A 26,181-nucleotide genomic window follows, 5' to 3' on the forward strand; every position below is an offset into this window, starting at 1 on the left:
GTCACCGTCCAAGCACGTCGGGGCTTCGAGCGGCTGGCTATCCTTCGCACAAGCCGTGACGACCAAGGAAACCCGTGCTGTCGGCAGTTGGACGCACATCGCCGGTCGCGCTGCTGGCGCGTCTCGCAAGGTAGGTACGTAATGGGGGAATATTTCGGTGTCTAACCGTCCGGCCGACTGGCACATACTCGACCTGGACAAGGATCCGACTCCGGGTGATCCGCACCGGGTTCGGAGTCTCGCCAAGAACTTGCACGACTTCGCCGACGACGTCTCCAAGGTGCTCCGCGACATCAAGGGGATGGCGGACGAGGACGCGATCCTCACCTGGGCGGGCAAGACCGCCGAATCCTTCACCTCGGAGTTCGAGTCGGCGCCGGGCAAGCTGAAGAAGCTCAAGAAGAGCTACGAAATGGCCGGCGACGCCCTGTCCACCTACTGGCCCGAGCTGGAACGCTCCCAGGCGCTGGCCGACAAGGCCCTGGCCCAGGGCCGCGAGGCCCGGACCAGCCTCAGCGCCGCCCAAGGCCGCCTCACCTCGGCCGACTCCTGGGTGGACCGCGCGGGCAAGGAAGCCGACAAGTACAAGGACGACGACGGCAAGAAAGACGTGCCCGCGCCCGACCCCGACAAGGTCAAGGCCGCCACCCGCAACGCCACCTCCGCCGAAAAAGCCCAGACCGCCGCCAAAGCGGACGTCACGGCGGCGCAGTCCAACCTGGACGCGGCGAAGAAGATGGCCGAAGACGCCCGCAAGATGCGCGAGACCGCGGCCGGCACCGCGAAGAAGAAACTCGAAGAGGCCTCCGACGCCGGCATCCAGAACCGCAAGTGGTGGGAAGAGGTCGGCGACTGGGTCACCGACAACTGGGACACCATCGTCGCCGTCTGCAAAGTCGTCGTCGCCGTCCTCGGCATCATCGCCATGATCGTCGGCGGCCCCATCCTCGCCGCGATCGTCCTCGTCGCCGCCCTGATCGTGCTCGCCGACACCCTCCATAAGTACGCCAACGGAGAAGCAGGGCTGCTCGACGTCGCCTTCGCCGCCCTGGACTGCATACCCGGCATGAAGGCCCTCACCTCCCTCCGCGGCCTCGCCAAGGGCATGAAGGGCCTCAAGGCCGCCGCCCGCGGACTGCGTTCCGGGGCCGGTGGTCTCCGCAAGGCCCTCTCGGGCGGCATGAAGAAGGTCGCGGGCAAGGGCAAGCCGGCCAAGGGCCGCTGCAAGAACGGCGACCCCATCGACATGGTCTCCGGCGAGATGCTCATGGAGCAGACCGACGTCACCCTGCCGGGCCTGCTCCCGCTCGTCCTCCGGCGCACGCATCTGTCCACGTACCGCTGGGGCCACTGGTACGGCGACTCGTGGGCCTCGACGCTGGACGAGCGGGTCGAGATCGACGACGAAGGTCTGATCTACGTCACCGAGGACGGCCAGCTGCTGTCCTACCCCCACCCCGAACCGGGCGGTGCACCCGTGCTGCCCGCCCACGGCCCCAGCTGGCCCCTGACCGTCGACGGCACGGACACGGACACGGCGGCCACGGTCAAGGTCACCGTCACCGACCCGTACACCGGCCGCGTCCGCCACTTCCTGCCGCCGGTCACGCCCGGCACGACGGACACGCCCCGCACGACGGACACGACGAACACGACGGAGACGACGAACACGGCGGCCCCGGCGGCCCCGGCCGCCCCGTTGGAGCTGGTGGGCAGCGAGTCCCCTGGCGGAGAGCCCCCTCCAGGACCACGACACGACGTCCTGCCGCTGCGCGCCATCACCGACCGCAACGGCAACCGCATCGACATCGACCACGACCCCACCGGCACCCCGACCGCGATCCGCCACACCGGCGGCTACCACCTGGCCGTGGACACCGCCGACGGCCGCGTCACCGCCCTGCGCCTCCTCGCCCCCACTCCCGCCCCCGCGCCCGCGCCCGCGCCCGGCGACGGCACCCAGGTCTCCCCCCGCAGCACCCTGGTCACCGCGTACGGCTACGACGAGTTCGGCAATCTGGCCGAGGTCCACGACTCGGGCGCGCTGCGGCTGCGTCTGGAGTACGACGACCGGGCCCGCATCACGTCCTGGACCGACAGCAACCACACCTGGTACCGCTTCACCTACGACGACGAAGACCGCTGCGTCCGCGGCGAGAGCACCGGCGGCCACCTGGCCTGCACCGTCGAGTACCGCTCCGACGCGCAGGAAACCCGCTACACCGACGCCCTCGGCCACACCACCGTCTACCGCTACAACGACCTCAGCCAGCTCCTGTCCGAGACGGACCCGCTGGGCGGGACCGTCCACACCGAGTGGGACGGCCGGAACAACCTGCTCGCCCGTACCGACGCGCTGGGCCGCCGCACCGAGAACACCTGGGACGAGCACGGCAATCTGACCGCGACGCGCGCTCCGGACGGCACGTGCGCCGGCGCGGTGTACGACGACCTCCACCTGATGGTCGAGATCGTCGGCCCGGACGGCGCCGTCCAGCGCCAGACGTGGGACGAGCACGGCAACCGCACCAGCGTGACGGACCCCGACGGCATGACGTACCACTTCGCCCACGACGCCACCGGAGCCGTGTCCCGCATCACGGACCCCCTCGGCCACACCACCGAGCTGCGCTGCAACGCGGCGGGCCTGCCGCTGGAAGTCACCGATCCGCTGGGCGCGGTGACCCGCTACGACCTCGACGCCTTCGGCCGCCCGCACACGATCACGGACCCGACGGGCGCCGCCACGCGCCTTGAGTGGACGGTGGAGGGCAAGCTGGCGCGGCGCACGGAGGCGGACGGTTCGTCGGAGTCGTGGACGTACGACGGGGAGGGCAACTGCGTCGCGCACACGGACGCGATGGGCGCGACCACGACGCACGAGTACACGCACTTCGACCTGATCGCGGCCCGCACGGGCCCCGACGGCGTCCGCCACGAGTTCGCCCACGACACCCAGCTCCAGCTCCGCACGGTCACCGGCCCGCAGGGTCTGACCTGGAGTTACGAGTACGACCCGGCGGGCCGCCTGGTGGCGGAGACGGACTTCGACGACCGCACACTGACGTACGCCCACGACGCGGCGGGCCAGTTGGTGGCCCGTACGACGGCCGCGGGCGACGAGATCACCTTCGAACGGGACGCGCTGGGCCGCACGCTCACGCAGAGCGTCGCGGGCGCCGCGGTCACGCGCTTCGCCTACGACGCGAACGGCAGCCTCACCGAGGCGGTGAACCCGGACGTGACCCTGACCCTGGAGAGGGACAGGTCGGGCCGTCTGATCGCGGAGACGGTCAACGGCCGCACCCTGACCCACGCCTACGACGCACTGGGCCGCCGCACCGGCCGCACGACGCCTTCGGGCGCGCGGAGCCACTGGACGTACGACGCGGCGGGCAGGGTCACCGGCCTGGACGCGTCCGGCAAGAGGCTGGCGTTCACGTACGACGGGGTGGGCCGGGAACTCACCCGCACGGTCGGCGAGACCCTGACGCTGACGAACGTGTACGACGTCGTGGGCCGGCTGTCGAAGCAGGAGCTCATGGGCCCGGCCCGCACCCGCATCCAGCACCGCGCCTACACCTACCGCGCGGACGACCACCTGACCGGCATGGAGGACCGGCTGGGCGGCGCGCGGCGCTACGACCTGGACGCGGCGGGCCGGGTCACGGCGGTCCGCGCGGCGGACTGGACGGAGACGTACGCCTACGACGAGGCGGGCAACCAGACCAGCGCCTCCTGGCCGGCCGCCCTGCCGGGCCAGGAGGCCACGGGCCCCCGCGCGTACACCGGCACCCGTATCACCGCGGCGGGCGGCGTCCGCTACGAACACGACGCGGCGGGCCGCACCACCCTGCGTCAGAAGACCCGCCTGTCCCGCAAGCCCGAGACCTGGCACTACGCGTGGGACGCGGAGGACCGCCTGACGTCCGTGGTGACCCCCGACGGGACGAGGTGGCGCTACCTCTACGACCCCCTGGGCCGCCGCGTGTCCAAACAGCGCATGACGGAGCAGGGGGTGGCGGAGCAGACCGACTTCACCTGGGACGACATGACCCTCTGCGAGCAGACGAGCCACGCCCCTGGCGCACCGGAATCAGTGACCCTCACCTGGGACCACGACGGCCTGCTGCCCCTGGCCCAGAGGGAGCGCAAACACCTCACCGACGCACGACGCCTCACCGACGCACGACACCTCACCGACGAAGAGGTCGACGCCCGCTTCTACGCCATCGTCACCGACCTCGTCGGCACCCCGACCGAACTCCTCGACGAACAGGGCGACATCGCCTGGCGCACCAGAACGACCCTCTGGGGCACGACGGTCTGGAACCGGGACGCCACCGCCTATACGCCCCTGCGCTTCCCCGGCCAGTACCACGACCCCGAGACGGGGCTGCACTACAACTACTTCCGGCACTACGACCCCGAGACCGCCCGCTATCTCACCCCGGACCCGATCGGTCTCGCCGGTGGCTTCGCGCCGCACAACTACGTCCCGAACCCGCACAAGTGGCTCGACCCTCTCGGCCTGTCCCTTCTGGACGTCAGCAAGAACGGCGTGAAGATCGTCGTGCACGAGTACGACGTCGACAAGCCGGCGCACGCCCATGTCACCGGTGGCGGTGGCCGCGAGGTCAGAATCGGACCGAACGGCAAACCTCTCGACAACCAGCCGGAGCTTTCGAACAAGCAACGACAGGCGGTGGAGCATTTCAAGCCGCAGATCAGGACCGCCGTCCGGAAGCTCGGCAAGCGGAACCAGGCGGAGGAGCGGGCTGTGAAGGCGCAGCGCGAGGCCGCCGAGGCCGCGAAGAAATCGTGCAAGTAGGGATGGACCGATGACACTGCACTCCGATGTGGCCGCCTTGCTGGCGGAGGCCGGCATCAGCGACGTGGACGTCGACGAAGTCGTCGCGGACGACCACGCCCGGACGTCCGCGTACCTGCGCGTCGTCTCCGCCATCGCCGCCTCGCGGAGCCACGACCCGGACCGGGACCCGGACCGGGACCGGGACCGGGAGGTCGTGGCCGCGATCCTGCGCGACCCGAACACGATGGGGGCCAGGACGGCGGTGGTCGCCCTCGTGGACGAGGTCGCGCTGCGGACGACCGATCCCGCCGAGTTCCGGCAGTGGTCGGCCGCGCTGCTGCCGACGATCGACCGGCTCGCCACCGAACCTGACCGCGAGTTCATCCGCCGCCGTATCGAGGACTGGCTGTTCTGCCTGACCGTCGAGAGCGGTCACGTGCCGACACCGGAGGAGTTGGCGGAGGCCACCGACTGGATGCAGCGCCACCTCGCCGAGTGGTCGACATCGCCGGAGGTACTCGCCGTGGTCGCCGAGTCGGCCCGTACCAAGAAGACACGGAACATCGCGAAGAACCGCGCCAACAGCCGCGAGCTGCGCGGCACGGAATGAGCCGGTGGGGGCCGCCTCGGGCGGCCCCTGCCGCCCTGCGGAGGGCCGCGGGCCGGGATCGCTCGGATACAGCCGTTCACTCACCGAGCGGAGATCACCACCGGCATCCAAAAGAGCGGACAAGCCGAATCCAAGAACTGCCATCGTCCGCATGTCCGCCTCGGAGCGGGCCATCCTGGCGCCAGCACAGGAGGGGGCGGGTCATGGCGTCAGCAGAGGCGGCAGAGGCGGCAGAGTCAGCGAACGGACGGGCGGCCGAGCCGGGGATCTTCGTCACGCGGTCCGTGGAAGAAGCGAGCCACGTGCTGTCGGAGGTCTACTACGACATGCGGCTCGAGGTGAGGAGGGCGGACGCGGGGGACTTCGTGACCCGCATCCACCAGGCCGACCTCGGAGCACTGACCGTCGGCGACGTCAGTTTCGGCACCGGGATCAGGACGGGCTACTGCGAGCCGGGCTTCTACCACGTCTGCGTTCCGCTCCACGGCGGCTTCGGGGTCCAGGAGGGAGCCGCCCCGCCCGTCCGCACCACCACGAGCAAAGGGGTGATCTACGACCCCACCCGGAACATCTCCGTCTACGACTGGGAACCCGACTGCCGTGTCATGGCCGTGAAGGTCTGCAAGCTGGCCGTGCACCGCCAGCTGGAGATCCTGTTGGGGCGGCCACTGGGACGACAGCCGCGCTTCAAGCCGTACATCGACATCACCTGCGGCACCGGGCGCAGCTGGGCCGGCCTCGCCCAGTGGAGTCTGCTGGACTGGTCCGTCCCCCGTGGCCTGCTGCACCAGCCCCTCGTCGCCGGCCGGTTGGAACAGACCCTGCTCCAAGGGCTGCTGCTGGCGACCGATCATTCCTACCGCGCTCAGCTGGAGGCGCCGCCGCCGCAGATGCGTCCGGCCGCGGTGAAGCGCGTGATGGAGGCCGTCAGGGAGCACCCGGCAGAGCCGTACGACGCGGCCCAGCTCGCGGCCGTGGCCCAGGTGAGCCTCCGCACCTTGCAAGAGGCCTTCCGCAAGCACGTGGGGATGTCCCCGATGGCCTATGTCACCGAGGTGCGCCTTCAGCGCGTGCGGATGCAGCTGCGGACGTCGCCGCCCGACGGGGCGAACGTCACCGATGTCGCCTACCAGTGGGGATTCGCGCACCTGGGCCGGTTCGCACAGCGCTACCGGGCCCGGTTCGGGGAGACGCCCTCCCAGACCCTGCGCAGTCCCTGAGCGCCCGCGCTCCCCGCCGCGACCGCGCACGGCGCGGCAACTGCCGTCGTCCTGACTGAGGCGCATATGTCTCGCGTTTTCTGGACAATGCCGCGCGATCCGGAGCGTTGACCGTCGGCGCGGCGCCGTAACCTCCCCTCACCATCACCGAAGGCGTGCCGGACCTCCGGGGCATCACTGGGTCAACGGCACAGCGGTCAACGGCCGAGGCGACAGAGCATGCACATTCCTTATCCCGTACCCGAGCAACTAGTGGTCGTCGCAGAGTTGGAATGCCAGTTCCTCATCTTCATAGGCGCCGACGTCAGGGAAGAGTGGAGCCTTGAGGGCTTGGCCATGGGGGTCGAGCTGGGTCGGCTGTCCGGGAAACGGGTCGTGGTCGATCTTTCCGAGGCCGCGTTCTTCAGCGCGGAGGTCCTCAACGAACTGCTGCGGCCCGCGTGCAGAGGCGAGCGCCTGCCTCGCCTTGCGGGACCGCTGAGTACACCGGCGCGGCAACGGTTGGAGGTGACCGGGACGCTGAAGCTCTTCGAGGTGTTCCCGACCCTGTCCGACGCGGTCTTTCCGGTGTCGGACAGGGATTCTCGGACACGCGCGAAGCCTTCTGACGCGCCCGGCATCGACATACGGCAGCGCCCGGCCCCCTGCGTCACCAGCCGCCCCCCACCGATGCACGCCCGCATCGGCCATCACTGACCGACCGGCATGAAGCGGCAACCACTGGCCGACCGGCACGGTGCGGCCGTCACTGGCCGACCGGCACGGAGAAGGGGCAGCTCCCCCGCACAGGGAGCTGCCCCTTCGTGGTGAACCGGGACCGACGCCGCATCGGTGAGGGTCGGGGACACGGCGTCGGTCCCGGAGCTCTGCCGGCGGCCCCGAGGGGCTGCCGGCGGTCCGGAGACCTAGCGGTGGTCGCTGCCCGCCGACTCGGAGGCCGCGCGGCCCGCTTCCAGGCGGGCGACCGGGATGCGGAACGGGGAGCAGGAGACGTAGTCCAGGCCCACCTCGTGGAAGAAGTGGACGGACTCCGGGTCGCCGCCGTGCTCGCCGCAGACGCCGAGCTTCAGGTCGGGGCGGGTGGCCCGGCCCGCCGCCACGGCGTCCCGTACGAGCTTGCCCACGCCGTCCTTGTCGATGGTCTCGAAGGGCGAGACCCCGAAGATGCCCTTCTCCAGGTACGCCGTGAAGAAGCTCGCCTCCACGTCGTCGCGCGAGAAGCCCCAGACGGTCTGCGTGAGGTCGTTCGTGCCGAAGGAGAAGAACTCGGCGGCCTCCGCGATCTGGTCCGCCGTCAGGGCGGCACGCGGCAGCTCGATCATGGTGCCGAGCGCCAGCTTCAGCGCCACGCCGGTCGTCGCCTCGACCTCCGCGATGACCTGCTCGGCCTCCTCGCGGACGATCTCCAGCTCCTGGACGGTGCCGACGAGCGGAATCATGATCTCCGCACGCGGGTCGCCCTTGGCGTTCTTGCGCTCGGCCGCGGCCTCGGCGATGGCCCGTACCTGCATGGTGAACAGGCCGGGGATCACCAGGCCGAGGCGTACGCCGCGCAGGCCCAGCATCGGATTCTGCTCGTGCAGGCGGTGCACGGCCTGGAGCAGGCGCAGGTCGTTCTCGTTCGAGTCCTTGCGGGACTCGGCGAGGGCGACGCGGACGGACAGCTCGGTGATGTCGGGCAGGAACTCGTGCAGCGGCGGGTCCAGGAGGCGGACGGTGACCGGGAGGCCGTCCATCGCCTCGAAGAGCTCCACGAAGTCGCGCTTCTGGAGCGGCAGGAGCTCCTTGAGGGCTTCCTCGCGCTCGCCGTCGGCGTCGGCGAGGATCAGCCGCTCGACCATCTCGCGGCGCTCGCCGAGGAACATGTGCTCGGTGCGGCACAGGCCGATGCCCTGGGCGCCGAAGCGGCGGGCGCGCAGGGCGTCTTCCGCGTTGTCGGCGTTGGCGCGTACCCGCAGGCGGCGCACCCGGTCGGCGTACGCCATGATCCGGTGCACGGCGCCGACCAGCTCGTCGGCGTCGTCGGCGCCGGCGTGCATGCGGCCCTCGAAGTACTCGACGACCGGGGACGGCACGACGGGCACCTCACCGGCGTAGACCTTGCCGGTGGAGCCGTCGATGGAGACGACGTCGCCCTCCTCGACGACCACGCCGCCGGGGGCCGTCAGGCGCCGCCGCTTGGTGTCGACCTCGATCTCCTCGGCGCCGCAGACACAGGTCTTGCCCATGCCGCGGGCGACGACGGCCGCGTGCGAGGTCTTGCCGCCGCGCGAGGTGAGGATGCCCTCGGCGGCGATCATGCCGTCGAGGTCGTCGGGGTTGGTCTCGCGGCGGATGAGGATGACCTTCTCGCCCGAACGCGACCACTTGATGGCGGTGTAGGAGTCGAAGACCGCCTTGCCGACCGCGGCACCGGGTGACGCGGCGATGCCCCGGCCGAGCTGCTCGACCTTGGCCGTGTCGTCGAAGCGCGGGAACATCAGCTGGGCGAGCTGGGCGCCGTTGACGCGCTGGAGCGCCTCGGCCTCGTCGATCAGGCCCTGGTCGACGAGCTGCGTCGCGATGCGGAAGGCGGCACCCGCGGTGCGCTTGCCGACGCGGGTCTGGAGCATCCACAGCTGGCCGCGCTCGATGGTGAACTCGATGTCGCAGAGGTCCTTGTAGTGCGTCTCAAGGGTCTCCATGATCTGCATGAGCTGGTCGTACGACTTCTTGTCGATCTGCTCGAGATCGGCGAGCGGGACGGTGTTGCGGATGCCCGCCACCACGTCCTCGCCCTGCGCGTTCTGGAGGTAGTCGCCGTAGACGCCCTGGTGGCCGCTGGCCGGGTCGCGGGTGAACGCGACGCCCGTGCCGGAGTCCGGGCCGAGGTTGCCGAAGACCATGGAACAGATGTTGACCGCGGTGCCGAGGTCACCGGGGATGCGCTCCTGGCGGCGGTAGAGCTTGGCGCGGTCGGTGTTCCAGGACTCGAAGACCGAGCGGATCGCGAGGTCCATCTGCTCGCGCGGGTCCTGCGGGAAGTCGCGCCCGGCCTCGGTCTTGACGATCTTCTTGAACTTCGTGACCAGCTTCTTCAGGTCCGCGGCCTCCAGGTCGGTGTCGACCGTGACCTTCTTGGCGGCCTTGGCGGCCTCCAGGGCGTCCTCGAAGAGCTCGCCGTCGACGTCCAGGACGGTCTTGCCGAACATCTGGATGAGGCGGCGGTAGGAGTCCCACGCGAAGCGGTCGTCGCCGGACTGCTTGGCCAGGCCCGTCACCGACTTGTCGGAGAGCCCGATGTTCAGGACGGTGTCCATCATGCCGGGCATCGAGAACTTGGCGCCCGAGCGGACCGAGACGAGCAGCGGGTCGTTGGCCTGACCCAGCTTCTTGCCCATGGTCTTCTCGAGGGCTTCGAGGTGGGCGGTCACCTCGTCGCGCAGCTCGACCGGCTCCTCGCCGCTGGCGAGGTAGGTCTTGCAGGCCTCGGTGGTGATCGTGAAGCCCGGAGGGACGGGCAGCCCGAGGTTGGTCATCTCGGCGAGGTTGGCGCCCTTGCCGCCGAGAAGGTCCTTGAGGTTCCTGTTGCCCTCGGTGAAGTCGTAGACGAACTTCACGGCCGCATCGTTCTGCGCTACGTGGGGATCTTTGTTTTCCGACACGGGTCTCGACTCCTCGAGGACTCGGTGGCTGCCCTGACGGCGAGGAACATACCCAGATCGAAGGCGCATGGGTACGTCCACTTGTGCGTCATGCGGCCGTAACCACCCGTCCGCCAGTAGATCGAAAGTAACTCAGCGGTAGCCCGGCCGACGATCTTGAGTTCAAGTCTTGAACGCGCAACGCCCGTAGACCCCGCGATTCGCTCGAATGAGCGGCCCGTACTCAGATGTGAGTTCACCTCATGAATGATCGAGCAGTGGCACTGAGTGCCACCCCTTTCAGAAGTGCAGTCGGCCGTGAAGCGCTCATCTGAGCGCAAGCCCTATCAGGGGTGGCGAGAATCACGCCGTTTGAGGCGGCCGCATGTCAGCATCCGGACGCGCGCCGAGACGTCCGGCCGCCCTCCGGGCACCGGTCAGACGCCGAGCGCGGCCAGCCGTTCCTCGGCCCGCCGCGGGGCGTACAGGTGCTCGACCACCAGCGTTCCCGCGCCGACCAGGGCCGCGCTCTCGCCGAGGCGCGAGGTGACGATCTCCAGATGAGCGGTGGAGCGGGGCAGCGCCCGCTGGTAGAGCAGTTCGCGCACCCCGGTCAGGAACGGAGTTCCGGCCAGATCTCCGGCGATCATGAGAACCCCGGGGTTCAGAAGGGTGACGACGGTGGCCAGGACCTCGCCCACGTGCCGCCCCGCCTCCCGCGCGAGGCCGACCGCCACCGGGTTCCCCGCCTCCAGCAGTTCGCGGACGTCCGCCCCCGAGGCCGCGGGGACGCCCGCCTCCGTCAGCTTGCGCGCCACCGCGCGTCCGCTGGCCACGGCGGCCAGGCAGCCGTACGAGCCGCACTTGCACAGGGCGGCCGGACCCTCCGGGCCGCTCTGGCCCGCCGGCACCCTGATGTGGCCGATGTCCCCGGCGCCCCCGTCGATGCCCCGGTAGACCGCGCCGTCCACGACGACGCCCGCGCCGATGCCGGTGGAGACCTTGACCAGGGCGAAGGCCGCGCACCGGGGGTACGCGGCGCGCTGTTCGCCGTACGCCATGAGGTTCGCGTCGTTGTCGACGAGGACCGGGACGTCGGCGGGGCCGCCCGTCTGCTCGGCGAAGGCGCGGCGCAGCCGGCCTCTTATGTCGTACCCGTCCCAGCCCGGCATGATCGGCGGCTGGACGACGCGGCCCGTCCCGCTGTCCACGGGGCCCGGCACCGCGAGGCCGATGCCGCAGACCGACGCCGGGTCGCGCTCCGCCTTGCGCAGCAGCTCGGCGAAGCGGACGCCGAGCTCGCCGAGGACAGCGTCCGGGCCGTCGTCGATCGCCAGGGGGCCCGCCTGCTCGGCGACGATCTCGCCGCCGAGGCCGAGCAGGGCGGTCCTGGCGTGCCGGGTCTCCAGGTCGGCGGCGAGAACGACCGCGTGGGTGTCGTCGAACTCCAGGCGGAGGGACGGGCGCCCGCCCAGCGGTGAACCCGGCCCCTCCGGGGAGCCGCCCGCGCCCTCCCGCAGCCAGCCGGCGCGGAAGAGCCGGTCCAGACGCTGGCCGACGGTGGCCCGGGAGAGCCCGGTGAGCTCCCTGAGGGCGCCGCGCGTGGTGGCCCGGCCGCTGCGCACCAGGTCCAGGAGGTCCCCGGCACCGGCATGCCGGCCGGCCGCGCGCCCGCCCGCCGCCCGCCCTTCGTGCCCCGTCCGGTCCGACATCTGTTCACCCCTTGTGCTCGTCAACTCCGCGTTACATATTGGGTTTTGCGCGTCGAACAGTCGTAACTCTAGGGTGGAAGACACCAAACTGACAGGGCGTGAGCCCCTCGGGGGGAACCGCGTGGACCGCACGAACGTGGGCCGCACCGCACGGCCGGCCGCACGCCGGACCACGCCGTCGCTGCGCGAGCGCGCCGCCGAGGTCCTGTGGGCCAACTGGACGGGCACGTCGACGGTCCCCTCCCGCCGGCTCTATCCCCATCAGTGGTCCTGGGACTCCGCGTTCATCGCGATCGGCCTGCGTCATCTCTCCCCTCTACGGGCGCAGTTGGAGCTGGAGACCCTGCTCGCCGCCCAGTGGGGCGACGGTCGCGTCCCGCACATCGTGTTCAACCCTTCCGTCCCTCCGGACGCCTACTTCCCCGGACCCGACTTCTGGCGCTCCACCACCGCGGGCCGCCCGGCCGGGGCACCCGGTGCCATCCAGACGTCCGGCATCGTTCAGCCGCCGGTCCACGCGCTCGCCGTCTGGCTGGTGCACCGCGCCGACCCGGCGCTCTCCCGCGCCCGCTCGTTCCTGGCCCGCGCCCACCCCCGGCTCGCCGCCTGGCACCGCTATCTGCGCCTGCGCAGGGACCAGGGCGGCGCGGGCCTGGTCGCGGTCATCCACCCCTGGGAGCAGGGCATGGACAACAGCCCCTGCTGGGACGCTCCGCTGAGCCGCGTGACCCCGGCGGACCCGGCCGCGTACCGCCGGGCGGACCTGGACCACGGCGCCCCGGAGGACCGGCCCACCGATCTCGACTACGGCAGGTACGTACGGCTCGCGGCCGCCTACCGCGACCGCCGTTACGCCGACGGGACGGCAGGTCTCCACGACAAGCCGGGCGACTCCCCGTCCACAAGCGCCGACTTCACCTCCACACACGCCGAATTCGTCCCCACACAAGGCGAGTTCGCCGTCGAGGACCCCTCCTTCAACGCCCTCCTGATCGCCTCCGAGCACGCACTGGCCCGTATCGAGGCCGAGCTGGGGCTGCGCGACGCGTCCGGCGTACGGGAGGCCGGTGCCCGGGCGCTCACGCGCACCCTCGTCGAGCGCCTGTGGGACCCGGCGGACGGCCTCTTCCTCTGCCGCGACCTGCGCGCCGGGGCGCCGGTGCCGGAGCGCGGCGTCGGCGGCCTGGTCCCGCTGATCCTGCCCGCGCTGCCCGCCCCGGTCGCCACCGCGCTCGTACGGACCATGTGCGGGCCGCACTTCGGACTCGGCGGCCCGGCGCGGCTCGTGCCGAGCTACGACCTCACGGCGGGCGCCTTCGACCCGCGGCGGTACTGGCGCGGGCCCGCGTGGTTCAACACCAACTGGCTGCTGGAGCGGGGGCTTCGGCTGCACGGCGAGCGTGCGCGGGCCGAGGGCCTGCGGCGCACGCTGCTCGATGTGGCCGGGGAGTCCGGGTTCGCGGAGTACGTGGACCCGTACACGGGGCGGGGCCGTGGTGCGCGCGGCTTCGGCTGGAGCGCCGCGCTCGCCCTGGATCTGCTGCTCGACGATCCCGCCGGGCGTGAGGAGGAGCCGCACCGCAGGCCCGCCGAAGGGCCCGCCGTGGCGGTGACGAGGGAGAGGTTCGGGGATGACTGATCGGCGTCAACCACTGGTCCGGGGCGGTACGTTCGCGGCGCTCGGCGCGGGCGGCGACATCAGCGGGGTGCGGGGCGGGTCCGTGCCGGACGGCCTGTTCGTGCGCGACGCCCGGCATCTGAGCCGCTGGCAGCTGACGGTCGACGGGGCCGTGCCCGAGATCCTCGCGCCGGTGTCGGACACGGACGCGGACGCGGGCATCGCGCGCTGCGTCCTCGTGCCGCGCGGCGGCAGGCAGGAGCCCGCGTCCTGCACGATCTTCCGCGAACAGGCGGTGACGGACGGCGCGTTCGTCGAGGCGCTGCGCCTCACGAGCAACCGCGCGGTACCGACGACCGTGCGGCTCGCGCTGACCGTGGACGCCGACTTCACCGACCAGTTCGAGCTGCGCTCGGACCACCGTACGTACGCGAAGACGGGCGCCGTCAGGTCCCGCAAGGCCATCACCGGCGACGACGAGGTGACCCGCGGCATCGAGTTCGCCTACCGCCGCCGCGAGTGGATCTCCCGTACGAAGGTCACCGCGGACCCCGCTCCGGACGCGGTCGAGGAGACCGGCACCGGGGCGCGGCGGCTGGTGTGGACCCTCGGCCTCGACGCGCACGGCACGGCGGAGGTCACCCTGCGGGTCACCGCGCATCCGCACGGGGCCCCGGAGCCTGCGGTGCCGGCGGGCCCCGCGGAGGCTGCCGCCGAACTCGCCGAGCTGGAGGCGCGGTTCGCGGCGGACGTGCCGGTGCCCGGCGGCTGGCCCGAGCTCGCCGCCGCGTGCCGGCGGGGACTCGCGGACCTCGCCGCGCTCCAGGTGCCCGCGTCGGGGCCGGACGGCGAGGCGCTGAGCGTCCCGGCCGCGGGTGTCCCCTGGTTCGTGACGCTGCTGGGCCGCGACGCCCTCCTGACCTCGCTCTTCGCCCTGCCCTATCTGCCGCGCCTGGCCGCGGCGACGCTGCCGGCGCTCGCCGCGGCGCAGGCCACGGAGGCCACCGCGGGGCCGGTCGCCCAGCCCGGCAAGATCGTGCACGAGGTGCGGCACGGGGAGCTGGCCCACTTCGGGCAGGTGCCGTTCGGGCGCTACTACGGCTCGGTGGACGCGACCCCGCTCTTCCTGGTGCTGCTCGGCGCGTACACGGAACGGACGGGCGACACGGCTCTGGCCCGCCGTCTGGAGCCGCACGCGCGGGCCGCCGTCGGCTGGATCCTCGACCACGGCGGCCTCACCTCGCGCGGCTATCTCGTCTACCGCGCGGACGAGGGCGGCCTCGCCAACCAGAACTGGAAGGACTCCCCCGGCGCGATCTGTTCCGCCGACGGCAGCAGGGCGTCGGGACCCGTGATGGCCGCGGGCGCGCAGGGGTACGCGTACGACGCGCTGGTCCGTACGGCGTGGCTGGCCCGGACGGTCTGGGGCGACACGGTGTACGCGGACCTGCTCGCGCAGGCGGCGGCCGATCTGCGGGACCGCTTCCAGCGGGACTTCTGGATGCCGGGGCAGGGGTTCCCCGCCCTCGCCCTGGACGGCGAGGGCCGCCAGGTCGACGCGCTGGCCTCGGACGCCGGGCATCTGCTGTGGTCGGGGCTGCTGGACAAGGAGTACGGGGAGGCGGTGGGGCGGCGCCTCCTTGAGCCGGACTTCTTCTCGGGCTGGGGCGTCCGCACCCTGGCCGCCGATCAGCCGGCGTACCACCCGCTGTCCTACCACCGGGGCTCGGTGTGGCCGCACGACAACGCGCTGATCGCCCTGGGGCTCGCGCGCTACGGGCTGCACGACGAGGCCCGGGTGGTGGCGCGGGGCCTGGTGTCGGCGGCGACGCGGGGCGGAGACCGGCTGCCGGAGGTGCTGGCGGGGTACGAACGGGGGGCACATCCGGGCCCGGTCCCTTACCCCCACGCATGCGTACGGGAGTCCCGCTCGGCAGCGGCCCCGTTCGCGCTGCTCAGCGCGGTCGGGGGGTAACGGAAGGGGAGGGCGGGCGTTCGAGGCCTCCACGGGCCCTCACTACCAGGCTCTCCCGAGGACACCCTCACGTACCGGACGGGCTGGAGGAGGGGGTGTCGGTCGGGCTGGAGAGGGCCGCTTCGGTCGGGCCGGGGCTTTGTGGTTGTGGTTGTGGCAAGGTCATCAGTTCCGGGCGGTAGCTGGCGGCCAGGGCTGCTGCCCGTGCGCCGCCCAGCGCGACGACCCCCACCAGCCGCTCCCCCTGGTAGTAGCCGTACACCACGTCCCCCTCCCCCCTCAGCAGCCGCACCTCGTCCCCCGCCCCCGGCAGCCCGAACGACTGCACCCGTACGTCGAACTGGTCGCTCCAGAAGGACGGGAGCGGCGCGAACGGCCGTGACGCGCCCGGTGGCGGGCCGCCCCGCAGCCCCGCCACCAGTACCCGCGCCGCGTGCTTCGCGCAGTCCGTCGGCATCGACCAGTGCTCCACCCGCCGCGCGACCGCCCCGTAGCGGGGGTTCGGGAAGCGGGCGACATCACCCACCGCCACCGCGTGCGCCAGCCCTCCGATCCGCAGCTGCGCGTCGCAGAGGATGCCGTCCGTCAGGTCGAGCCCCGCGTTCGCCCCGAGCCACTCCACGTTCGGCAGCGAGCCGACCGCCTCGACCACCACATCGGCGGCGCACTCGCTTCCGTCGTCGAGGACCGCGTACGCGTCCGCGAACTCGGCGACCAGGCGCCCCATCCGGAACCGCACCCCCCGTGCCTCGTGCCGCGCTCGCAGCACCCGCCCGGCCTCCTCCCCCAGCGCTGCCTGCATCGGCTCGGCCTCCGGGGCCACGACCGTCACCTCGCAGCCCGCCCCACGGGCCGTCGCCGCCACCTCGCAGCCGATGAAGCCCGAGCCGATGATCAGCACCCGTACGTCGTCCCCCAGTTCGGCGCGCAGGGCCTGTGCGTCCTCCAGCGTCCGTACGACGTGCCGTGGCGGGCCCCCGGTCAGGGGAAGCCTGCGTGGCCGCACCCCCGTCGCGGCCACCAGACCCTCGTACGCGTGGACCGAGCCGTCGGCCAGCGTGAGCGTGCGCGCGCTCAGGTCGGCCGACCCGACCGCCGTGCCGAGCCGCCACGCAACGTCGGCGACGCTGGGGCGGCGGCGCAGCGCCGTGGCGCTGACGGGCGCCTCTCCCGCGAGGACCTCCTTGGACAGCGGGGGGCGGTTGTACGGCAGGTGGGGCTCGGCCCCGTACACCGTGATCGCCCCTTCCCACCCCGCAGCCCGCAGCTGTTCGGCCGCCCGCAGGCCGCCGAGCGAGCCGCCGACGACGGCGATTCCCGCCGAGGAGGCCACGGCGGGTCAGCCCTCGACCCGGATGGCCTGGAGCGGGCAGACGTCGGCGGCGTCCTCCACGTCGGCGCGCAGGGCTTCGCCGGGCGTCGCGGTGTACGTGAGTCGGCCGTCGTCGTCGAGCGTGAAGACGTCCGGCGCGGCGAAGACGCACTGCCCGTGGTCCTGGCAGACGTCCAGGTCGACGGTGACCTTGAGCATGTGAACTCCCTTTTCCTCAGGTATTTTCGAGGGCCTTCGCGGACCTTCCTTCGCGGACCTTCGCGGTCCTTCGTGGTCCCACGTGGCCCTTCGTGGTCCCACGTGGCCCCTCGTGGCATCTAGCGTTTCGGCGGGCGGATTCCGCGGAATTCCCAGTCGCCCCCCAGAGCCGTCGACACGACCTCCTCGGACTCCGTAGGCTGGGCGCCGACATCCGGGCGGACGGCCGTCGGGCCCGTGACGACGTGGTTCGTGAGTCGGCCGAGGCCCTCGGCCTCCACCTCGACGACGTCTCCGGGGCGGACGGGCCGGGAGCCCGCGGGGGTCCCGGACAGGAGGACGTCGCCCGGCTCAAGGGTGATCGTGCGGGCGATGTCGGAGACCAGGTAGTGCATGTCCCACTCCATCTCGTCCGTCGAACCGTCCTGCGCGAGCACGCCGTTGACGTACGTCCGCAGCCGCTTGGAGCGGAAGTCCCAGCCGGTGACGAGACCGGGGCCCAGCGGGCACAGCGTGTCGGAGCCCTTGACCCGGAGCATCGAACCGGCGTCGGTGTCCCGGAAGTCGTGCAGGCCGAAGTCGTTGGCGACGGTGTAGCCCGCGATGTAAGCGCCCGCGTCGGCCGGGGCGACGTTGCGGCAGGTGCGGCCGATGACGATGCCGATCTCGCCCTCGTAGTTGAGGTACTTGCAGCCCTCGGGGCGGACGACCGCGCCGCCGTGCGCGTTCAGCGCCGAGACCGGCTTGTGGAAGTAGGTGGGCGCGGGCGGCAGTGAGGCGCCGAACTCCACCACCCGGCTGCGGTGGTTGAGGTGGACGGCGATCACCTTGGTGGGGCGGACGGGCGGCAGGTGGTGCGCCTCGGCGGCCTTCACGCGGCGGCCGTCGGCGGCGACCAGCTCGTCCCCTTCCCGGACGACGTGGACGGCGGCGCCTTCGAGGAGGACGCGGCGGTACTCGACGGTGGTCGTCATGCGCGGGAGGCCTCACTCGGGTCGGGGGCGCCGGTCCAGCCCGCGGCGGGACGGTCGAACCACAGGTGCATCTGGCCGGTGCCCACGGAGTTCTCGTACGCGCTGAAGGCGCGGCCGGCGGCGGAGCACCGCTCTTCTCCGAGAGCACCGATCATCATCAGGTAGTGGCCGAAGCGCGCCTCGGGCTTGTGGGCGAGGAACTCCGGCAGGGTGCGCAGGACGTCGGCGTGGTCGCCGCGGCCGAGCCGCTCGATGCACCGCTCGTCGGCGGCGCGCGCCTCGGGCGTGCGGATGTGGGAGGGGTCGCTCGACTCGTGGGCGCGCAGCTGCCGCAGCGGCCAGAAGGTGTGCGAGAGCGCGCCGGACGCGAGCAGGAGGACCTTGCGGTCGGGCAGCGCTGCGATGCCGTCGGCGAGCGCGCGGCCCAGGCGCAGGTGGTCCTCGCTGTCGCCGGTCTGGCAGACCCCGATCGAGAGCCACCGCTGGTCAGGAAGGCCTTCGCCCAGGTACTTCCAGAGGTTGATCGTGGCGTAGTGGACCGGCAGGTACGGGTCGTCGATCGGGGTGATCCATGTGCCGTGCCGGTCGGCGAACGCGGCCACGGAGTGGGCCAGTTCGGGGTCGCCGGGGTAGTCGTAGGGCATCCGGCACATTCCGCGCGGCAGTTCCTCCGAGGTGAAGAGCCCGGCGCGGCGCGCGTGCGCGGAGACGACGAACTCGACCGTGGTGGCCCAGTGCGAGTCGAGGACGACGACGGTGTCGTGGTCGAGCGTCTCGAAGACCTCTTCGCGCAGTCTGCGCAGGCCGGGCACGAGGCTGATCTCGCGGCCTTCGTTGAGCTCCTTGCGGGTCGCCTCGGGGAGCACGACGGTGGGCACGTGGGCGAGCAGGCCCGCCCCGACGATCTCACCCATGGCGGGCCCATCCCTCCGGCGCGGTCACGGTGTTCTTGAGGTCGCAGTAGAAGTCGAAGGACCAGTCGCCGCCTTCACGTCCGATCCCCGACTCGCGGGAGCCGCCGAAGGGCGCGGAGAGGTCGCGTACGAAGAAGCAGTTCACCCAGACCGTGCCCGCGACGAGCCGGGCGGCGACCCGGCGGGCGCGCTCGCGGTCGCCGGTGACCAGGGTCGCCGCGAGGCCGAAGCGGGTGTCGTCGGCGAGGCGCACGGCCTCGTCCTCGTCGCCGTCGGGGAAGGTCTGGAGGGTGAGGACGGGCCCGAAGACCTCCTCCTGGACGATCTCGGAGTCCTGGGCGACGTCGGTGAGGAGGGTGGGGAGGTAGTGGTTGCCGCCGAGCGCGTGGTTGCGGCCGCCGCCGGTGACGGCCTTCGCCCCGGCGTCCAGGGCCCGGCGCACGAAGCCGTCGACCCGCTCGACGTGCCGGGGGTGGATGGCGGGGCCGACGTCGGTGGCCTCGTCGCGCGGATCTCCCGGGGTCAGCTTCCGCACCCGGTCGAGGAAGTGGCCGAGGAACGCGTCCCGGGCGGACTCCTCGACCAGGATGCGGGTGGCGGCCAGACAGACCTGTCCCGCGTTGTCGTACTGCTCGACGGCGAGGTCGGCGGCCAGCTCCGGATCGGCGTCGGCGAAGACGAGCAACGGTGATTTGCCGCCCAGTTCGAAGCTGCACGGCACGAGGTGCCCGGCCGCGGCGGCGGCGATCCGCCGGGCGGTCGGCACGGACCCGGTGAAGCTGATGCGGCGCACGCCGGGGTCGGCGACGAGCGGGGCCCCGGCCTCCGGGCCGTACCCCTGGAGCACGTTCAGGACCCCGGCGGGGAGGCCCGCCTCGTGGGCGATGCCGGCGAAGAGCGACGCGGTCAGCGGGGTCCACTCGGCGGGCTTGAGGACGACGGTGTTCCCGGCGGCGAGCGCGGGCGCGATCTTCCAGCTCGCCAGCATCAGCGGGGCGTTCCACGGCGTGATGAGGACGGCGGGACCCGCCGGGTCCCAGCTCACGTGGTGGGTGTGGCCCCGGGTCACGAAGTCGTCGTGGGAGAGGGCGAGGAGGCGGTCGGCGAAGTAGCGGAGGTTGTGGACGACGCGGGGCATGACGCCGCGGCGGTGGGAGCGCAGGAGGGCGCCGTTGTCGGCGGTCTCCACGACGGCGAGGTCCTCGATGCGGGCCTGGACCCCGTCGGCGACGGCGTGCAGGAGCCGGGCGCGCTCGGCGGGCGCGGTGGCGGCCCAGGCGGGAAAGGCCTCGCGGGCCGCGGCCACGGCCGCCCGTGCGTCGTCGGCGCCGCCGCGGGCGATCTCGGCGAGCGGGGTGCCGTCGAGGGGCGAGTGGTCGGTGAAGGTGGCGCCCGACGCGGAGGGGACGCGCCGCCCGCCGATCCAGTGCCGGGTGTCGACGGGGACGCCGGCGACGGTCGCCGTGTGCGGGGAGTTCGCCGGTGGCGCGGGGGCGGGGGGAGCCATGACTTCCTCCAGTTCGTTTGAACCCAAACAACGTTAGGAGTCGCGGATTGCCGGGTCAACCCCTCGCCCACGACGGCCCGTTCGCCTACCGTTTGAGCTCAAACGAAACGGAGCGGAAGACGACATGGCCCCAGCCCCCGGACCCCGCCCGCTGATCGCCCTGCCCCAGCGCTACGCGACGTCGGCCTCCGCACTGCGGTACGCGGCCGTGGTGACGGCCCGCGCGCTGGCGGAGGCGGTGTTCCGCGCGGGCGGAGAGCCGTTCATGATGCTGCCCGGACCGCCCGGCGAGACGGCGGCGCGGCTCGCGCGCTGCGACGGACTCCTGCTGCCCGGGGGCGGGGACGTGGCGCCGTGGCGGTACGAGGGCGCGCGGGCCGGGAGCGGCGCCCGGGTGCACGGGTCCGTGTACGACGTGGACGACGCCCAGGACACGTTCGACCTCGCCCTCGCCCGATCGGCGCTGGCCCGCGGTCTGCCGCTGCTGGCGGTCTGCCGGGGGATGCAGGTGGTGAACGTGGCGCTGGGGGGCTCGCTGCGGCAGGACATGGGCGGGGCGGAGGCGGGTTCCCGGCGGGCCCACCGCCATGTGGTGCACCCCGTACGGGTGGCGGCGGGCTCCGCGGCGGCCCGCGCGCTGGGCATGGAGTCGGTGACGGCTTCCTGCTTCCACCACCAGTGCGTGGAGAGCCTCGGCCGCGGTCTCGTACCCACGGCGTGGGCGGCCGACGGAACCGTGGAAGCTCTGGAACTCCCGGGAGCCAGGGGCTGGTTCCTGTCGATCCAGTGGCACCCGGAGGACACGGCCCCGTCGGACCCGCCCCAACAGGCGTTGTTCGACACCCTGATCCAGGAAACGCACCAGAGAAAACAGCAGAGCAACTAGCCCGCTGGGCTGGTCGGAGGAATTCCCAGCCCGCCCGGCAGCCGTCAGCCGAGCGGCAGCACGAGGATTTTCCAGCCCGTCCGGCGTTTGAGGACGAACTCGGCGGAGCCGGTGATCAACGGCACGCGAAGCTCCAGCCCGGCGGAAGCCCAGCTCCAGCCCGGCGGAAGCCCAGGCGCAGCTCCCGCCCGGCGGAGCCGCAGGCGTGGCCCCCGCCCAGGGGAGCCGCAGGCAAAGCCCCCGTCCGGCAAGGCCCCCGCAAGGCCGCCCGCCCAGGGCCCCTCAGTCCTTGGCCCGGCGCCCGCTCCGGCGGGGCGCCGGCTCCGCGCCGTCCAGGAGTTCGAGCCGCCGCTCCTCGCCCTTCTCCTCCGTCCGCACCACGATCTTCCGCAGCAGGTCCGCCAGGGTCCCGCACTCCTCGTCCGTCAGCCCTTCGGTGACGAACGCCTCCTCCGCGTTGAAGGCGGGGAACACCTTCTCCATCAGCCGCTCCCCCTCCCCCGTGAGCCGCAGCAGCGCAAGGCGCCCGTCGCCCGGGTGGCCGCGCCGTTCCAGCAGGCCGCGCCCCGCCAGGGTCCGGGCCACCCCGGTCAGCGTGCCCTTGGAGATGCCCGCCTCCTCGGCGACGTACCGCGTCTCCATCTCCCCCCAGATCCAGACCACGTACAGGACCACGAACGACGTCCACGTCAGCTCGGCCCCGCGCAGCACCGAGTTCTCGAAGTGCTGCCGGACGGCCGACGCCGCGCGGTAGATGTTCGAGACGGCGGCCATCTGCTCGTACTTGAGCGGGGTGCCGTCGAGCTTGGCCCGGACCGCCTGCTCGGTCTCGCGGATGGAGCGGTTGCCCGTCACGTCCGTGTCTCCCTCGTCCCTGCGGCCCCCATGGCCTCAGCGGCCCGGCGGCTCGTGCCTCGTACGGAGTCAAACGGTAACGCGTGCCGAGCGGACGCCTTCACCTGGCCGGCGGGCCCGCCTCCAGCAGGGTCCCGCCGTTCCAGGTGACCCCGACCTGGCGGTAGTACGCGCCCATGGGCTCCTCGACCGTCAGCGCGGCCAGCTCCTCGGTGGGCGCGTCGAAGAGGTCGAGGTCCGCCTCGCCGGACCAGGCCCGGCCGCCCTCGAACGAGGCGGCGCCGGACGCGACGAGTTCGTCCAGCGCCAGCCCCTTGCCGTCGATGGACGGGAGTTGACGGTGGTGGGCCATCGGGTGGGCGTTGACGAAGCCGTTCGTCCCGGAAGACTCGCGCAGGGTGACGACGACTTGGGCGAGGCGCCGGTCGGCGGCGGCGAGCGTGGCCCCGAAGACGGCGCCCGCCTCGATGCGGGGCGCGGGCCCGAAGGGGTGCGGCCGGGTCAGATGGATCGAGCCGAGCTTCTTCGGGTAGCCCTGGTGGATGCCCCGGGCGACGGCGAAGTCCTTGTCGACCCAGATGTAGACGCAGCGCGAGTAGGTGCGCCCGCGGTGCTCGCAGCGCACCACGGCGAAGCACTCCTTGTACTGGGACCGCACCGGATCGAGCAGCTCCTCCCCGGAGTCCCCGCAGGACTGCCAGTCGGCCCAGATGAGGGCGACGGCACCGGGGTCTTCGGCCGCCAACCCGAGCGGCTCGGGCAGGAGTTCGCGGACGCGGGCGGGGTCGGTGCGGTACTCGACGGTGAGCAGGTCGCCCGAGTAGTGCCAGGGCGGGGCCGGGATGAGCGAGGAGCGGCCCGTCGCGGTCTTGGGCGGGAAGAATCCCTGAACTCCGGCCATGCGCTTACCCCTTCACTTGTCGTTTGGGTCCGTACGATAGGCCTCGCGCGCCGGAAGCACCACGGGAGCGCCGCGGAAGCACCACGGAAGCACCACGGAAGCGCCGCGATGCACCGAACCAGAGACCGAACCAGAGGCACCCCCCGGACCCACTCGCCCCAATCCCTCCGGAGGGGCTTGCGCGACCCCCGGCCGCTTCCTATCGTTTGATGTCAAACGATAACCCGATCCACCTCGCGGAAAGGCTGGACCACGGGTGAACGAAACCAGCGCAGTCACCACGGCAGTCGAAGCCCTGCGAGCACAAGGCACGGACGTGGTCCGCGTGATCTATCCGGACCTCATCGGCGTCGACCGCGGCCGGGACATCCTCGTGGGGCATCTGCCGAGCGCCTGCGGCCACGGGCTCTCCTTCTGCCGCGCCGTCTACCACACCACCCCCCGGGGCGACGTCGTCCCCGTCGCGGGCGGACTGGACGCCGGGCTCCCGGACGTCTGCGTACGGCCCGATCTGAGCACCCTCCAGGCGCTGCCCTGGGAGCCCGGCGTCGCCTGGTGCCTCGGGGACACCGTCGATCCCGCCACCGGCGACCCCACCCCGGAGTCGCCACGCGCCCTGCTGCGGCGCGTGCTGGAGCGCGCCGGCACGTACGCCGGGGGTGCCGTGACCCCGGTCGTCGGGCCCGAGCTGGAGTACTTCCTGTGTGAGGCCGACCCCGCCACACCCTCCGGCTGGGCCGTGTACGGGGGCGCCACCGGCAACGTCTACAGCGCGGGCCGGCGCGGTGACCCGGACGGCCATCTCCTGCGGACCCTGCGCTGCCTGGACGGCCTGGGCGTCGGCGTGATCGCGGGCAACCACGAGTTCGACGGCGGGCAGTTCGAGATCAACCTCGACCACTCGGAGGCCCTGGACGCCGCCGACCGCGCCTTCCGCTTCAAGGCCGCCGTCAAGGAGACGGCCCGCCGCGAGGGGCGGCTCGCGACCTTCATGGCCAAGCCGTTCAACGGCCTGGGCGGCTCCGGCTTCCATCTGCACGTCTCCCTGGCCGACGGAGCCGGACACAACCTCTTCGAGGACGTGTCGGCTCCCGACGGCCTCTCCGCGACGGCCCGGCACGCCGTCGCGGGACTGCTGCGCCACGCGCCCGCCCTCAGCGCCCTGCTCAACCCGACCATCAACTCCTACAAGCGCTTCGGCCCCGACACCCTGGCCCCCTGGCTCATCGACTGGGGTCTGGACAACCGCAGCGCCATGCTCCGGATACCGCCGGAGCGGGGCGCCGGCACCCGGCTCGAACTACGCCTCGGCGATGCGTCGGCCAACCCGTACCTGGTGATCGCGGGCACGGTCGCAGCCCTGCTGCTCGGCATCCGCGACAAGGCCGAGCCCCCCGCCCCGCTGGAGGGCTACGGCTACCAGGAGGACTCCGCGCCCCGCCTCCCCGGCACGCTCGGCGCCGCGCTCGACGCCCTGGAGGCCGACGGGGCGCTGACCGGGCTCCTGGGCGCGGAGTTCACCGACGCCTTCGTCACGTACAAGCGCAACGAGATCGAACGCTTCCGGCAGCACGTCACGGAGTGGGAGTTCACGGAGTACGCCTTCCTCATCTGACCGGGCACGCCGCTGCATCCGGCCGGGCACGCCGTCGAGGCCCGGCCGCCCGTCCCGCGCTCCCGCGCACGACCCCAGATCGAAGGAGTACGTCCATGCGTCGGAGTACGCCCCAGTGCAGGAGTGCATCCGTGCGACCGCCGACGAGCACGGCCGCGGAGCCCGCGCCCCTCGCCCTGTCCGACGTCGACCTCGCCGACAACGACAAGTTCACCGACGGCCTGCTGCCCTGGCGGATGTTCGACGTGCTGCGCCGGGAGGACCCCGTCCACTGGCAGCCCGAGCCCGCGCCCAACTCCGGCTTCTGGGCCGTCACCCGGCACGCGGACATCGTGCGCGTGGACCGCGACCCGGAGACCTTCACCTCCACGCGGTTCACCAACCTCGAAGAGGTCGACGAGGACCAGATCGCCCTGCGCCGCTCCCTCCTGGAGACGGACGGCATGCGCCACCGCGCGATGCGGCTCATCCTCCAGAAGCAGTTCACGCCGCGCGCGGTCGCCACGTACGAGACGTTCCTGCGCGGGCTGACGGCCCGCACCCTGGACGCCGCGCTCCCCAAGGGCACCTTCGACTTCGTGAAGGAGGTCTCGGCGGACTTCCCCATCAACGTGCTCGCGCGGATGCTCGACGTGCCCGAGGAGGACACCCAGCAGCTCATCGACTGGGGCAACCGCATCATCGGGAACACCGACCCCGACTACGCCGACGTGCTCCTGGAGAGCGCGGAGAGCGAGCGGTACCGCGATCTGCCCTTCCGCTCCCCCGCCGCGCTCGAAGTCTTCGCGTACGGAAGGGAGTTGGCGGCGCGGCGGCGCGGAGGTGACGGCACGGACCTGGTGAGCACGCTGGTCAACAGCGCGCCCAAGGACGGCGTCCCGCTCTCCGCCACCGACTTCGACAACTACTTCCTGCTCCTGGTCGTCGCGGGCAACGAGACGACGCGGCACGCCATTTCGCACTCGATGCTCGCGCTCCTCGACCACCCCGAGGAGCGGGCCAAGCTCACCGCCGACCCCTCGCTCATCCCCGGCGGCGTCGAGGAGTGCCTGCGCTGGGCCTCGCCCGTCTACCACTTCCGGCGGACGGCGACCCGGGACGTGGAGCTGGGCGGCAAGCCGGTCAGGGCGGGCGACAAGGTGGTGCTGTGGTTCGCCTCGGGCAACCGGGACGCGGAGGTCTTCCCCGACCCGTACCGCTTCGACGTGACGCGCGAGAACGTCGACCACGTCACCTTCGGCAAGGGCAGCCCGCACTTCTGCCTCGGCAACTCCCTGGCCCGCCTGGAGATGCGGATCATGTTCGAGGAGCTGCTGCCGAGGTTGGCGGACATCCGCTTGGCCGGTGAGGTGCGCCGCGTCCGCTCGAATTTCGTGAACGGGATCAAGGAGCTTCCCGTCACGGTCACCCTGGCGCGCCCCTGAGGC

General features: G+C 72.1%; 18 protein-coding genes. 9 read left to right on the forward strand and 9 right to left on the reverse strand.

Translation table 11 applies throughout. The features are described from left to right. Positions 1-157 precede the first annotated feature (157 nt). The 4 genes from QBL25_RS15300 to QBL25_RS15315 all read left to right on the forward strand — a co-directional run bounded on the left by QBL25_RS15300 (position 158) and on the right by QBL25_RS15315 (position 7,339). Entirely contained in the window at positions 158-4,831 is a 4,674-nt protein-coding gene (locus QBL25_RS15300; RefSeq protein ID WP_409057589.1) for an RHS repeat-associated core domain-containing protein, read from the forward strand. Positions 4,832-4,841: 10 nt separating this feature from the next. Then, the gene (locus QBL25_RS15305; RefSeq protein WP_409057590.1) at positions 4,842-5,423 is read left to right on the forward strand and encodes a hypothetical protein; all 582 of its coding nucleotides are present in this window, start codon (positions 4,842-4,844) and stop codon (positions 5,421-5,423) included. A 203-nt stretch (positions 5,424-5,626) separates the two neighbouring features. Further along, complete coding sequence (locus tag QBL25_RS15310) at positions 5,627-6,643, forward strand: AraC family transcriptional regulator (RefSeq protein ID WP_409057591.1); 1,017 nt, start codon at positions 5,627-5,629, stop codon at positions 6,641-6,643. A 252-nt stretch (positions 6,644-6,895) separates the two neighbouring features. Further along, entirely contained in the window at positions 6,896-7,339 is a 444-nt protein-coding gene (locus tag QBL25_RS15315; protein WP_409057592.1) for a hypothetical protein, read from the forward strand. A 209-nt stretch (positions 7,340-7,548) separates the two neighbouring features. Here the strand turns inward: QBL25_RS15315 and ppdK are convergent, their stop codons facing one another. After that, on the reverse strand, positions 7,549-10,287 hold the full coding sequence (ppdK, locus tag QBL25_RS15320) for a pyruvate, phosphate dikinase (protein ID WP_409057593.1): 2,739 nt from the start codon (positions 10,285-10,287) through the stop codon (positions 7,549-7,551). Positions 10,288-10,703: 416 nt separating this feature from the next. Next, complete coding sequence (locus QBL25_RS15325; protein ID WP_409057594.1) at positions 10,704-11,978, reverse strand: ROK family protein; 1,275 nt, start codon at positions 11,976-11,978, stop codon at positions 10,704-10,706. 121 nt (positions 11,979-12,099) lie between these two features. Here QBL25_RS15325 and QBL25_RS15330 point away from each other — a divergent pair, with 121 nt between their 5' ends. Next, positions 12,100-13,617, forward strand: coding sequence for an MGH1-like glycoside hydrolase domain-containing protein (locus tag QBL25_RS15330; protein ID WP_409057595.1), 1,518 nt, complete (start codon positions 12,100-12,102; stop codon positions 13,615-13,617). Continuing rightward, positions 13,610-15,571 carry a glycogen debranching N-terminal domain-containing protein gene (locus QBL25_RS15335; protein ID WP_409057596.1) on the forward strand — a complete coding sequence of 654 codons (1,962 nt, stop codon included), beginning with the start codon at positions 13,610-13,612 and terminating at the stop codon, positions 15,569-15,571. The genes QBL25_RS15330 and QBL25_RS15335 overlap by 8 nt, the downstream gene beginning before the upstream one ends. Before the next feature lie 67 nt (positions 15,572-15,638). Here the strand turns inward: QBL25_RS15335 and QBL25_RS15340 are convergent, their stop codons facing one another. The 5 genes from QBL25_RS15340 to QBL25_RS15360 form a co-directional block, all read right to left on the reverse strand. Further along, complete coding sequence (locus QBL25_RS15340; protein ID WP_409057597.1) at positions 15,639-16,904, reverse strand: NAD(P)/FAD-dependent oxidoreductase; 1,266 nt, start codon at positions 16,902-16,904, stop codon at positions 15,639-15,641. Positions 16,905-16,910: 6 nt separating this feature from the next. Beyond that, entirely contained in the window at positions 16,911-17,102 is a 192-nt protein-coding gene (locus QBL25_RS15345; RefSeq protein ID WP_409057598.1) for a ferredoxin, read from the reverse strand. Positions 17,103-17,221: 119 nt separating this feature from the next. Beyond that, complete coding sequence (locus tag QBL25_RS15350; protein WP_409057599.1) at positions 17,222-18,076, reverse strand: fumarylacetoacetate hydrolase family protein; 855 nt, start codon at positions 18,074-18,076, stop codon at positions 17,222-17,224. Then, on the reverse strand, positions 18,073-18,990 hold the full coding sequence (locus QBL25_RS15355; protein ID WP_409057600.1) for a catechol 1,2-dioxygenase: 918 nt from the start codon (positions 18,988-18,990) through the stop codon (positions 18,073-18,075). The genes QBL25_RS15350 and QBL25_RS15355 overlap by 4 nt, the downstream gene beginning before the upstream one ends. Further along, positions 18,983-20,497: an aldehyde dehydrogenase family protein gene (locus tag QBL25_RS15360; RefSeq protein WP_409057601.1), complete on the reverse strand. Its 1,515-nt coding sequence runs from the start codon at positions 20,495-20,497 to the stop codon at positions 18,983-18,985. The genes QBL25_RS15355 and QBL25_RS15360 overlap by 8 nt, the downstream gene beginning before the upstream one ends. Positions 20,498-20,621: 124 nt before the next feature. Between QBL25_RS15360 and QBL25_RS15365 the strand changes: the two genes are divergently transcribed. Then, the gene (locus tag QBL25_RS15365) at positions 20,622-21,383 is read left to right on the forward strand and encodes a gamma-glutamyl-gamma-aminobutyrate hydrolase family protein (protein WP_409057602.1); all 762 of its coding nucleotides are present in this window, start codon (positions 20,622-20,624) and stop codon (positions 21,381-21,383) included. Positions 21,384-21,665: 282 nt separating this feature from the next. On the opposite strand, the gene QBL25_RS15370 is transcribed toward QBL25_RS15365, so the two are convergent. Continuing rightward, the gene (locus QBL25_RS15370; RefSeq protein WP_409057603.1) at positions 21,666-22,238 is read right to left on the reverse strand and encodes a MarR family winged helix-turn-helix transcriptional regulator; all 573 of its coding nucleotides are present in this window, start codon (positions 22,236-22,238) and stop codon (positions 21,666-21,668) included. 100 nt (positions 22,239-22,338) lie between these two features. Next, complete coding sequence (locus tag QBL25_RS15375; protein ID WP_409057604.1) at positions 22,339-23,139, reverse strand: acetoacetate decarboxylase family protein; 801 nt, start codon at positions 23,137-23,139, stop codon at positions 22,339-22,341. Between the two features lie 256 nt (positions 23,140-23,395). Between QBL25_RS15375 and QBL25_RS15380 the strand changes: the two genes are divergently transcribed. Then, positions 23,396-24,754, forward strand: a complete 1,359-nt coding sequence (locus tag QBL25_RS15380) for a glutamine synthetase family protein (protein ID WP_409057605.1) — start codon at positions 23,396-23,398, stop codon at positions 24,752-24,754. A 95-nt stretch (positions 24,755-24,849) separates the two neighbouring features. Further along, positions 24,850-26,178 (forward strand): cytochrome P450, encoded by a 1,329-nt coding sequence (locus QBL25_RS15385; RefSeq protein WP_409057606.1) that lies wholly within the window; start codon positions 24,850-24,852, stop codon positions 26,176-26,178. Positions 26,179-26,181 lie beyond the last annotated feature (3 nt).

Source organism: Streptomyces sp. SYP-A7185 (assembly GCF_046103685.1).
GTDB lineage: Bacteria > Actinomycetota > Actinomycetes > Streptomycetales > Streptomycetaceae > Streptomyces.

What these genes read in the sequence shown, in the direction of transcription:
- QBL25_RS15305 (WP_409057590.1), top strand. Translation starts at nt 4,842, where the DNA reads ATGACACTGCACTCCGATGTGGCCGCCTTGCTGGCGGAGGCCGGCATC.
- QBL25_RS15310 (WP_409057591.1), top strand. Translation starts at nt 5,627, where the DNA reads ATGGCGTCAGCAGAGGCGGCAGAGGCGGCAGAGTCAGCGAACGGACGG.
- QBL25_RS15325 (WP_409057594.1), bottom strand. Translation starts at nt 11,978, where the DNA reads ATGTCGGACCGGACGGGGCACGAAGGGCGGGCGGCGGGCGGGCGCGCG.
- QBL25_RS15335 (WP_409057596.1), top strand. Translation starts at nt 13,610, where the DNA reads ATGACTGATCGGCGTCAACCACTGGTCCGGGGCGGTACGTTCGCGGCG.
- QBL25_RS15345 (WP_409057598.1), bottom strand. Translation starts at nt 17,102, where the DNA reads ATGCTCAAGGTCACCGTCGACCTGGACGTCTGCCAGGACCACGGGCAG.
- QBL25_RS15350 (WP_409057599.1), bottom strand. Translation starts at nt 18,076, where the DNA reads ATGACGACCACCGTCGAGTACCGCCGCGTCCTCCTCGAAGGCGCCGCC.
- QBL25_RS15355 (WP_409057600.1), bottom strand. Translation starts at nt 18,990, where the DNA reads ATGGGTGAGATCGTCGGGGCGGGCCTGCTCGCCCACGTGCCCACCGTC.
- QBL25_RS15360 (WP_409057601.1), bottom strand. Translation starts at nt 20,497, where the DNA reads ATGGCTCCCCCCGCCCCCGCGCCACCGGCGAACTCCCCGCACACGGCG.
- QBL25_RS15365 (WP_409057602.1), top strand. Translation starts at nt 20,622, where the DNA reads ATGGCCCCAGCCCCCGGACCCCGCCCGCTGATCGCCCTGCCCCAGCGC.
- QBL25_RS15375 (WP_409057604.1), bottom strand. Translation starts at nt 23,139, where the DNA reads ATGGCCGGAGTTCAGGGATTCTTCCCGCCCAAGACCGCGACGGGCCGC.
- QBL25_RS15385 (WP_409057606.1), top strand. Translation starts at nt 24,850, where the DNA reads ATGCGTCGGAGTACGCCCCAGTGCAGGAGTGCATCCGTGCGACCGCCG.